Genomic DNA, 11151 nt, shown 5'->3' on the forward strand with positions numbered 1-11151 from the left:
AAAATCCCTCCTTATACCATAGCCCGCAACGCGCCGTCCCGATATTCGTTTGGCGTCAATAGCACAGGCATATTATTTATATCAATGATAGAGATACCGCCCTCAAAACCACTCGGTTCTTTTGGGAAACACAAGGTATCGTACATTGCCCCTTGTCCTGCAACTTGCTTTACTAATGCAATCCGCAGTTTTCCTGGATGGGATTCTTCTTTATACACGTAAGTTTCTACAGCGTCTTTTCCATTTAAGGTTTTAAGCTGATTTCGGATTTGCTGAATGTATAAATCAGCTAGAGCAAACATATCTAAACAAAGAGTTCTTGTTAAATTGCAGCCCTTTTTAGCCAACATATCCAACAAAATAACGTAATCATCATATTTAGGTGTGCCAGCCTGGTTCCACTTCATGGTTTCATTTAAAATGCCTTCGCTAGAACCAAACTCATGCATTTGCTCTCCATCACGAATCGCGCCGCATAGGACCACGCATACTCCCGTAAGAGTATGCGTGATGCCTCTGCCAATTGTACCCAATACTTTGGTCGATATGGGAATAACATCCATAATCGTATTTGTTTGGACATCCCGGCACCGCGGCGGTAAAATTCGTATGCTCAGCTGTTCAATGTCCGGGAAATCATATGCAAATTCTGTTGGAACGCTTAATCTTTCATTCTCCAAACGGAAGTTTTTCCCAGCTCGTACTTCTTGCATATGAAAAACCCGTATTTTTAACGCTTCACCCCGCATTTTTCCACCTGCTTTTCAGTTGCTTACGCAATTTGACTACCAATTAAATATGCGCAATATATTCATACGGCAACGGAACAATCTTGCCCGGCGTCTGAATATCTTCCAGCTGTTGCAGCGTATCACGTACAATCCCCAGCTGCATTGGAATGTTATGCGGTTCTCCAGCGTTTGCCCCCATAGGAACACGGGGAGCAACTGCACGAGGCGCGCCGTTCTGTCTTACGACCGGCGGCAATGCGGCGATAATAATAGTAGGAATACCAATTTCTTCAATAGCTCTCTGCACGATCACGGCAGTTCTATGACACGTGCCTCACCCAGCAGTCAGAATGACGCCGTCAACGTCTTCTGCTTTTAACTGTCTTGCAATTTCCGGGCCAGTAATATCGTGGAATGCAGTCTGATCGCCGCCGCCGCCCATAAAACCGTAATGATATGGAGCAGTTTCCTTAATAAAGCCTTCTTTAACCAAATCGTGAAGGCGATCCAAGGGAAACATACAGTTAATGTCTTTGTTAGCGTCAGAGTTATCATAGCCGCCATGAGAAATCATTAAATCCGACGTCGGAGTCTCATCAGGAATAACACGAAAAGATGTGTCACCTGCAAGATTAAAGCGTTTATCCGATTTCAAATGCGCGCCGCAAGCCGATGCCAAGGCAATTCGCATTTCTTTTAAGGGTTTTGTGACAGGCGTGAAAATGGATTTAGGCGTAATAGGCACATAAATCTCAGATTGCAAGCCTTCGAATACAGTTAAACTCATAAGGCTGATTCTCCTCTCATGATTAAGTTTGTGATTTTTTTCGTTCTTCACGCAACCGCTTTTGCCGTTCAATCGATTGAACGTAATGCGGTACTGGTTCTTCATCGAAAACCTCCGGATAGGACATAAGAAAACCGACTTCCTGCCCTACTTTGAGATCGTAATTGGAAATGATCATCCGTTTAGGAATTCTGAGTTGTCCTAAGCGTCCTTTCAAGTCAATAGCAACGCTGCCGTCGTGAACTTCCACAATAACGCCTTCATACATGCATTCGCTCGACGTATATTTCAACTCATGTTCAGTTCCCATGATCCTCATCTCCTTTCCTACGCATCTCTATTCGTCTTCCGGTTCATATTTTTCCAAACGCTTCTTACTCTTCGGCAGTACTTGTTCATTATCTACCAAATCAATCTTGATACCCAGCGTATTTTCAATAATTTCGATGTTATTCTGTTTTACGTTCGGATTCCATTTTCGTTCCGCAGCTTTAATTGTTCCGCCACCCATCAGGGTCTTGAGCATAGCCAACTGGCGAATGGCATCTTCACGGCACAAGGTATTATTTCCTAAAATTTCGTTCTCAATACCCTGTTTTGACTTATTATTATCGCACATGGCCCCCATGTATTTGTTGCCTACAACAAGAGCGCCTTGTACTGCGCAATACGATGCGCCGACAACTTTTACGCCACGTTTGCCAATCTGTTCAATATGCGACGCAAAGTCAACGTGATTGTTGCCAAAACCTTCTGTCGTAACAATTGCTCCATCTACGCCCAAACATTCTACTGTCTGTCCTACACGGCTGGAAACATAGAACTTATCGGAATTGGCCTGCGGCGAACCGACGAGCATTACGCCAACTAAGTCGATTTCTTCATCCTGCATCGCTTCATGCACGAGGGGTTCGCGCCAGTAATGACGGGACATTTCTTTCGAGGCCGGCCCAATGCATGTAAGTGCATGAATAGCGCCGTCGACAAGTTCGAGCGGATTCAGCATTACTGGCATATTTCCAAGGTCGACGTTCGGTTTTGCTCCGAGCGTGCCTACCGGTTCTGCCGGCAGGATCAAGTTATCATGCATGGCGCCTTGACCCATGATTTCTTTAACAATAACGACCTTAGGCTTGCCTGGATGACGATACTGAACGATTTCTTCTTTTTCGACGACAAGCGATTCATCAGCTTTTTTAATAGCCTTACGAATTTCTTCACAAATATAATCAGAAGCACGGTGTGCTGCCAGAGGTCCCGGACGTTCCATGTTGGAATGCGCTGCAATTGTAACATTCGTCCGGATAAAGATTTCGCCTTTATCCGGAGAGCCAGGCCGCCCCCACATGATATTGCGATCCATTTCACCTTCGCTGGAACCAAATTCGCCAATTTGTACGCCGTTATGATCGGTACCCGTTACCATAAAAATGACGCCGTCGAGGACACGAGTAACGCCTTCGCCGATTTCACCTTCCATTTTCGCAGCAATCGGCTGTACATCCATAATCGTATTGCTGTATTCACCATAACGATCTGGCGTGATGATATCCAGTTCAAGTTTTTCTACTAATTCCTGGGAATCGGCAGCTTCTTCGCAAATGCCGTTTTTACGTATCGTCAGCGTTGTGCCTTCGATTTTCGTTTCATCCCCGAATACAACCGTTTCAATCTTCAAGTGATCATGACGAAGCTCCCGAACTTTAACGGTTTCTTCTTTTACCGGTACTTTGTCTACCGGCGTTTGCGCTTCTTCCCCGGCGGATACAGGCGCTACTGCAACACTGGGTTCAACAGCAGCGGCTGTTCCTATGCCGCCTACACCGATAGGAAACTCTAAATCAATGCCCTTGCCTTCGGTAATGTGAATTCTTACCGTACCGTTAGCAGTTACCATTGGTACGTTGTTAACTGCTGCTCCGGAAACAGCTTCTGCTGCAATGTTTTCTACAACTGGAGCAGGCGCTTTTGCCAGATCAGAATCTTCTGTAGTCTGCACGCCTTTTACCAAGTCAGGTGTCAAAGGCACGAGAGAATCAACTGTTTTTGTCAGAGTTGCCCCTAAAACTTGTTCAATTTTCAAAACGTTATCTGGAATCGCAAGCAATCCAGAATCTTCCAAATCGGGGAAAATATTAGGATCTTCCAGATTGGAAGCTTGTAATACTGTGCCAGCTTCGGCACGGCAGCATAATACTGCAGGGTCTTTAGCGTGTTCTTTCGCCGTTTCAGCTGTAATCGACATATTCTTTCCTCCTAATCATTTGATACATTAACCAACTAATGACAAGCTATTTAGTAGGAAGTTTTCGATACAGCCTATGACCATCGGCCCGCAGTACGTGGTCTGTATGATGATAAACCGGAACTCCTAACCTAGGAGCTACACCCATAACGGTGTTTGTTCATTCCGAGCAAGTCCCGACTAGTACCACCTGCGCTCCCGCTTTCTTGAGCGCAATGACCTTTTCTGCCTGCCCCGGGCACACGCCCGGCAAGCCACACCTGTATCGTCCATTGACTTCAACCATGCGCTTGCACATTTCTTTGGCAACTACGGTTGCACCCATACTTTCAGCAATTTGCGTCAGTCGTTCTTCCGATCCGCCGCATTCGCAAATCAAAATACCGACATCCCGTTTTTCCTGTGGGAAAGGCATCGCTACTAAGAAACCGCCCGTCGTTTTCGTTACCGGCGTGTCTTCCGTTCCCGGACGGCCCATCTGCGGTCCGCCGACGACAATTTCGCCGCGAGGTTCCACATATCCGCCAGCCCGCTGCAATAATTCATTTGCTGGAGTACCGATCGGTACATTTACGAAAACCGACTCTTTCTGCTTCACGCGTCCCGAGATGGTTAAATCCTTATCGATAACCGGTTTACGCAGCTCTATCGCCTCTACGATATGCTTTATAGTTTCCACGTTATCAATGCACGCACCTACGGTTCCCGGAAGTTGTCCCGGCTCCAAAACAATACCTAATACTTCCCGAACAATAACGCGTTCATCTCCTGCTGGATACATATCCGGCAGCCGGAATATGTCAATGTTAGGCTCAGCTTTCGTCGCTTTGATAAGCGCTAAGACCGCTTTTTTATGTTTTGGTTTAATTGCAATGTATCCCTTGGGCGCTCCCGTTATTTCCATACAATATTTAATGCCGCGAACGAGCTGTTCCGCATGATGCTCTATCTGGTAAATATTATGCGCCAACAGCGGTTCGCATTCAGCTGCGTTTGCAATAAATACACCTTCTGGAATTTTAGTTTTCAGCTTCACCGCCGTCGGAAATCCAGCGCCGCCAGCACCTACAACACCGGCTGCTTCGATTGCTTCCAGTTTTTCAGCACATTCAGGAATGGGTACATACGTTGAAAAATCCTGTTTCTCTGCGGGATGAATGACAATCTGCGTTTCCGTCACTTCAGTAATTATTCCAGAATAACTGGCATGGAGATTCGCTCCCAACCCGGACGGTTTCGCAATAAGTTGTCCCCGTTCTACGCTGTCGCCTACCTTTACTAAAGGTAAGCATGCCCCTCCTACATGTTGTTTTAATGGCAATACAACTTTGTTCATTTTTTCACCTCCTCTCTTGGACTGTGCCTTCATTATGATGCAAAAGAGTCTTGAAAACTACAGCAAAACTTGACAATTATTTGAATATGTATATTCAAACAATAATTCCTCTTTCCTTTTTGTTTCAAAATGATAGAATAATGATTAAAGTATATCTTATTGTCATCAAAATTATTTAGGAGGAGAAACTATATGGAACTATTATCGTACGCAGCAACGCTAAAAGCCTTGCTGCACTTTACGGAAACTCCTTCAACGCAACTTGCCAAATATGTTGAATACGACATATCATATATCAGCAAATGGACGAACGGCGTTAAGTTGCCTTCTTCACGTTCTATTGATGAAATCAATACTAAAATGGGGCGCTACTTTGCAAAATTGATTATAGAACATCATAGGGAATCAGAATTCTGTTCCAGATTTGCTCTGCGCAATTCAGACGATTTGGCATTCGAAATCAGTCAACATTTGAACGCCGCTTACCGTAATTCTATTCAAAAATCAACACCGCTCATTGAATCAATGCCCCATACAGTCCTCATGACGTCCGGACAAAATATGGGACAATTATTATGTAATTTATTAAATCAAAAAGACATTTCTATCTCGGAACCACAAGAATTAATTTTTTATAACGATTTTTGTATGCTCTGCGACGTAGATTTTTGGTCTGGACTGCAAGATATTTCTCTTGACATGCCGCTAAATGTATACATTGGCCTGAACTTACATCGTATCGCCGAAACACCAAATTATCTTGGCCAGTTATATACTATCCTCAATAAATATATTTCCTGGGATGTCACTATATTTCCGATAGAAAGCACCCAAAGCAATAATTTTATCCTTTACAAAAATAAATTTATGCTTCAGTATACATTTCTTCCAAATAAAGATATACTCTGCACCTGTATTGAAAACGCCGCAATTCTTCAATCTGTATATGAAAAATGCGCTATCGAAAAATTAAAGCAAGCGTCTTTGCTTCACAGTGTAAAAACCTTTTGGCAATTTGATCCCGGATATCGGATGTCTTTTTATTCTACGAAAACTTTTTTCTTTTTCCTGACAAATGGCATGGAATATTTATTGCCGCAAGAAGTATTTGACAATCTGCAAAAACAACTACCTACAGAAGAAAAATTTATTATTGAACAACTCCGAACCACTTGGAATGAAATCGTCAATACATCCCAACTGCATATCGTGCTTCCATTCTCTTCGCTTATGGAATATTTAGAAACCGGTTATATTGACTTAACAGAATTTCAATATCGTTTAAGCGCCTCTGAACGCTATGCTCACATCCAATACGTTTTAAAGCAGCTTGAAAGAAATACGTCTATTTCCATTGGCATCCTCACCTCATCGCCGAACACTATTCACAGCGAAAAAGGCAATTTATCCTTCTATTCAAATTACAAAACTAGTTTTTTCAAGAAAAATTCCCGTGTTATTCCAGTCGGACAGAATACATTTTATATGATCGACGATTCGCATCTTAATCAATTATTTTTAAATTTCTTCCAACAGTTGACACAAACTCCACAATATCATGAATATAACAGAGATGAGCTAACGCAAAAATACGAATTATATAAGCCGTTTATTGATAAAATATTAAATTTATCCTCATCCCGACTCTCCGACACTGCTATCTACCACTAGGAACCCTCATTTATACAGCTAAAACTTGAATCTTATTTGAATATTTTTGGAAAACGTCTGTCACTTGGCAGCATATTTTTCGCATGATATACTAAAAGCGTCCTGGGAAGGGATGGGTTCTGGTGTTCCCTCTAGTCTTCAAAACTAGCATGAGAAGTTAACAACTCCTTAGGTGGGTTCGATTCCCACACCTTCTCGCCAAAAAACAACGGCCCGGAAAAAGCAAACGTTTTTTCCGGGCCGTTGTTTTTTCATGTACGTATTACTATTACTCCACAATAATTGCCGCATCATCTTTTTTCGTAACGTAGCCAATATATCTAACGCAAGGCAAGTGCTGCGTTAACGATTGATACAATTTTTCCGCATCCTTTTCAGCAACGGCAATCAGGAGTCCTCCTGACGTCTGAGGATCATAAAAAATATCCATTGTTGGGACATCTATATTGCCAACAATCCTGACATGTTTTTCAGCAAAAGCTCGATTGCGGTATGCCCCAGCAGGTACAAACCCCATAGAAGCCATATCATGCGCTTCCCGATAATACGGTACCTCCTCCGCCAGAATATGTATCGTTGTCTCGCTACCTCGGGCCATCTCATATGCATGCCCTAATAGTCCAAATCCAGTTACATCAGTACAACTATGAATATCATATGACAACATAATTTGACAAGCCGTCTTATTCAGCTGAGCCATCTGTTCATATAAGTTATGCAGCAGCATTTTATCCAATAGTCCGCCTTTCGCCGCCGTCATGAGAATTCCAACCCCCAACGGCTTTGTCAAAAGCAGAACATCGCCTTCATACGAAGAAGAGTTACGTAAAAGTTTCTTCGGATGCACAAACCCTGTAACAGATAAACCGTATTTCGGTTCTTTGTCTTCTATCGTATGTCCTCCAGTGATCAGAACGCCCGCTTCATACGCCTTATCATAGCCACCTTGTAAAATAGCGCGCACGGCATCCTTACTCATTTCCGAATTAATGCACATGATATTCATAGCAAGTTTGGGCATCGCACCCATAGCGTACACATCGCTAAGAGCATTTGCTGCCGCAATTTGTCCAAACAAAAACGGATCATCTACAATAGGTGGAAAAAAGTCAACGGTCTGCACCAAAGCAAGTTCATCGTTTACAACATATACTGAGGCATCATCGCTTTTATCATATCCAACAATGAGACGTTCATCATATCGTGTCGGAATACCTTCCAACAGCTGCGCCAGTTCCCCAGCGCCTATTTTTGCGCCTCACCCTGAGCAAGAAGCCATGTTCGTTAATGCAATAATATCCGTCATACTTTCACCTCTCCTTAAACTTTAGATTGATATATACGTTCATATCCATTCGCAGTTTCACGCACAATCTGCTCGAGTTCATCGTCTACTATTATATCGGAAAAAGAAAATTCTCCCGAAACGGAAAACCGAACGCAAGTGCCGCATGATGAACTAAGGCGGCGCGGCACAGGCATTAATTGAGGGGAATTAATGTTGGCCGACTCTTTTTTAAAACGAATCGCTCCAAAATGTGAATAAAATGTAGCAATGTAATACATAAAGTCGCTCCTACTCTTTAGTAAGATGGATAACGTAATCTCCGTTTTCCTGATAGTATTCCACGGTATATCCTTGGTGCGATGCAAAGCGGCTTATGTTTTCCAAGGATGTCCGATTATCTACTATGATCTCATATGAAGGCCCTTTCTCTATCATAGCTTTTCGCAACATAATTACAGGCTCAGGACAAGAAAATCCCCTTGCATCTATCATCGTCACATCACTTTCCTCTCTGTACGTAATATGTATTAAAAATTGCAATAATAAAAACTATGACAATCCCTACGATAACCCCTATTTTTCCATTCAAAGTAGGGCCGGCTCCTGATGAGGCCATGGAAAAATTATGAGCAAATGCAGCGCCGCAAGCCAATCCTAATACGGTAATTGCCGAATCGGTATTTCCTTCGCCCGCTAAGATCAATTGACGCAGCGGGCATCCGCCTAAAAGCACACACCCAAAACCGACCAACAACATACCTAGAAAATTCCATAATCCATCGGTATGAGCTATTGGCTGACCTGAAAAGCCGGGATTAAAATTACCAAAAAAGATATTAACAATACATGCTGAAACAAATACCGCCAAAAAGCCTAACAACAATTTCCATTCACGGAATAAAATTATATCCCGAATACCTCCAACCATACACAATCGCGTCTTCTGTGCTAACGCTCCTACGATCATTCCTGCCGCTAAAGATATCCATACAGGCGCATGTTGGGCGCCTGGACCGCCTCCAGACTTTGTGAAGAAAATAACAATGGGTGCTGCAAAAAGAAGTCCCAATAATACAAGCTGCGTCACTGGCATTATCATGCCTTCTAACGGAGTTAAACTGTATGTCCGTTTCAAAGAATATCCGTGATTCAAAAAATATACTCCTACACCGATTCCCGTCGCAAATCCAAACAAACCAAACAAGGCGTTCCAGTCACCGCCAGCCAAGCGTAATATCATGCGAAAAGGACATCCTAAAAACATGAGACAGCCAATCATAACAAAAAAACCTAATATAAATCGAGTTAAGGGAGATGAACCGCCCTTGGCGGCATGCTCATGGCGAATAAAAGATACTCCAAAAGCGCCCAACAAAACGCCTATAATCTCAGGCCGGATATATTGAACGGCAGAGGCTCTATGCAGCCCTAATCCGCCAACAATATCTCTAATAAAGCAGGCAATACAAAAGCCCATATTTGCCGGATTTCCCGCCAGCACAAGCCCTCCCGCAATTCCGCCTATAACAAGTCCAGCTAACACAATATTTAACTTTTCACAAGATTCGTTCATGCAAAATATTCCTCCTTAAAATCGATATATTTATCTCACGTGAGTTTTCAGCTAAATTATATCGTATATTTATCGACTCTTAAATACCAAACAGAATTACAGCAAGATTTGAAGCCATTGAAAAATTTCTTCATTTTATTGACGTAATTGGCATTAATTTGAAATTATTTTATATTTCATTGACCTTGCTGATTATATAATGATACATTGTTTGTAATATATATGTATCGAGGAGGTTTATATTAATGAAACAAATATATCTGGACAATGCTTGTACCACCTTCCCCAAACCACCTTCAGTTCCTGCTTCGATAGCTGAGTTTATTTCAAACTGCGGAGTCAATATCAATCGCGGTTCTTATGCGCCAGCCTATGACATTGAAGAAATTGTATACACTACACGCAAATGGTTATGTGAATTATTTCATTTTTCAGAATATAAAAATGTCATTTTTACGCAAAACGTAACAATGAGTTTAAATATGGTCATCAAAGGATTACTTAAACCAGGGGACCATGTTCTAATATCTTCTATGGAACATAACGCTGTCGTTCGGCCGCTCGTTCAATTGCAACGTGAGAATATAAAGTTTAACCTTATCCCTTGTTCTGTTGATGGAGAATTGTGTACAGAAGAAATACATAAGTTGATTCAACCTAATACTCGCGCTATTATTATGACGCATGCATCTAATGTCTGTGGAACCATTATGCCGCTAAAGAAAGTAGGAGAAATATGTCGTCAATACGAATTATTGTTCATCGTCGATAGCGCGCAAACTGCCGGGGTCCTGCCCATCAATATGGACGAGATGAACATCGATGTACTATGTTTTACCGGCCACAAAGGTCTTCTTGGACCGCAAGGAATTGGTGGATTTCTCGTAAAAACACCAATTGCCGATACCATGCTTCCTTTAATTTGTGGAGGAACTGGCAGCGTGTCTCATTTAGAAACAATGCCGGAATTTCTTCCTGATAAGTTTGAAGCCGGAACATTAAATCTACCTGGAATTATTGGTCTTCACGCCGCACTACGTTACTTGAAAGAAAAAGGAACTGCGACGATATATAAAAAAGAGCTAGACCTGACAAGTCACTTCTTGAAAGGTTTATCCACATTATCCGATACACTGCACGTCACAGGTAAATCAGACTGTACAAACCGTACAGCCGTCGTATCTATTACGTCGACGAAAAAAGACAACGCCGAGGTTGCATTCCAGTTAGAATCTGAATACGGTATCTTAACCCGCGTAGGCCTACACTGCGCTCCAGTAGCACACAAGACCTTAGGAACATATCCCAATGGAACAATTCGATTTTCCTTTAGTCACTATAATACGCTAACAGAAATAGACGCAGCACTTGAAGCACTGCGTCGCATCAGCAAATAAACCATCGTACAAATTATTTTTTATATGGCGAATTGTCAAGCTAAGTGCAACTTTTTAGAGTAATGTACTTCGTATGGCGTTTTGTATCCTAAACATTTTCGGGGACGGCGATTTAGTTCTGCA

The 11151-nt window shown here is 42.4% G+C and carries 11 protein-coding genes and 1 tRNA gene; 3 read left to right on the plus strand and 9 right to left on the minus strand.

What is annotated here, in order from left to right; all coding sequences use genetic code 11:
- Positions 1-11: 11 nt before the first annotated feature.
- The 5 genes from prdD to prdC are packed head-to-tail and all read right to left on the minus strand — an operon-like array spanning position 12 to position 5099.
- Positions 12-749 carry a proline reductase cluster protein PrdD gene (gene prdD / locus OCV58_RS10600; protein WP_087478170.1) on the minus strand — a complete coding sequence of 246 codons (738 nt, stop codon included), beginning with the start codon at positions 747-749 and terminating at the stop codon, positions 12-14.
- A gap of 43 nt (positions 750-792) precedes the next feature.
- Positions 793-1518, minus strand: a complete 726-nt coding sequence (gene prdB, locus OCV58_RS10605; RefSeq protein WP_255376419.1) for a D-proline reductase (dithiol) protein PrdB — start codon at positions 1516-1518, stop codon at positions 793-795.
- 22 nt (positions 1519-1540) lie between these two features.
- Positions 1541-1828, minus strand: coding sequence for a CBO2463/CBO2479 domain-containing protein (locus tag OCV58_RS10610; protein WP_087478172.1), 288 nt, complete (start codon positions 1826-1828; stop codon positions 1541-1543).
- A 27-nt stretch (positions 1829-1855) separates the two neighbouring features.
- Positions 1856-3763 (minus strand): D-proline reductase (dithiol) proprotein PrdA, encoded by a 1908-nt coding sequence (gene prdA, locus OCV58_RS10615; protein ID WP_154877824.1) that lies wholly within the window; start codon positions 3761-3763, stop codon positions 1856-1858.
- A 46-nt stretch (positions 3764-3809) separates the two neighbouring features.
- Entirely contained in the window at positions 3810-5099 is a 1290-nt protein-coding gene (gene prdC, locus OCV58_RS10620; RefSeq protein ID WP_267312905.1) for a proline reductase-associated electron transfer protein PrdC, read from the minus strand.
- Positions 5100-5291: 192 nt separating this feature from the next.
- On the opposite strand from prdC, the gene OCV58_RS10625 reads away from it, so the two are divergent.
- Together OCV58_RS10625 and OCV58_RS10630 are read left to right on the plus strand one after the other, a co-directional pair.
- Positions 5292-6770 carry a hypothetical protein gene (locus OCV58_RS10625; RefSeq protein ID WP_154877825.1) on the plus strand — a complete coding sequence of 493 codons (1479 nt, stop codon included), beginning with the start codon at positions 5292-5294 and terminating at the stop codon, positions 6768-6770.
- A gap of 104 nt (positions 6771-6874) precedes the next feature.
- A tRNA-Sec gene (locus tag OCV58_RS10630) sits at positions 6875-6971 on the plus strand.
- A 67-nt stretch (positions 6972-7038) separates the two neighbouring features.
- Here OCV58_RS10630 and selD read toward each other — a convergent pair.
- The 4 genes from selD to yedE form a co-directional block, all read right to left on the minus strand.
- Complete coding sequence (selD, locus tag OCV58_RS10635) at positions 7039-8019, minus strand: selenide, water dikinase SelD (protein ID WP_394802424.1); 981 nt, start codon at positions 8017-8019, stop codon at positions 7039-7041.
- 71 nt (positions 8020-8090) lie between these two features.
- The gene (locus OCV58_RS10640) at positions 8091-8336 is read right to left on the minus strand and encodes a putative Se/S carrier protein (RefSeq protein ID WP_087478177.1); all 246 of its coding nucleotides are present in this window, start codon (positions 8334-8336) and stop codon (positions 8091-8093) included.
- Positions 8337-8346: 10 nt separating this feature from the next.
- On the minus strand, positions 8347-8550 hold the full coding sequence (locus OCV58_RS10645; protein ID WP_204246365.1) for a sulfurtransferase TusA family protein: 204 nt from the start codon (positions 8548-8550) through the stop codon (positions 8347-8349).
- Between the two features lie 7 nt (positions 8551-8557).
- Positions 8558-9631, minus strand: coding sequence for a YedE family putative selenium transporter (yedE, locus tag OCV58_RS10650; protein WP_087478179.1), 1074 nt, complete (start codon positions 9629-9631; stop codon positions 8558-8560).
- A gap of 245 nt (positions 9632-9876) precedes the next feature.
- On the opposite strand from yedE, the gene OCV58_RS10655 reads away from it, so the two are divergent.
- Positions 9877-11028, plus strand: a complete 1152-nt coding sequence (locus OCV58_RS10655; protein ID WP_087478180.1) for an aminotransferase class V-fold PLP-dependent enzyme — start codon at positions 9877-9879, stop codon at positions 11026-11028.
- The last annotated feature ends 123 nt before the right edge of the window (positions 11029-11151 follow it).

It is taken from the genome of Megasphaera stantonii, from assembly GCF_025567065.1.
GTDB classification, from domain to species: Bacteria; Bacillota; Negativicutes; order Veillonellales; family Megasphaeraceae; genus Megasphaera; species Megasphaera stantonii.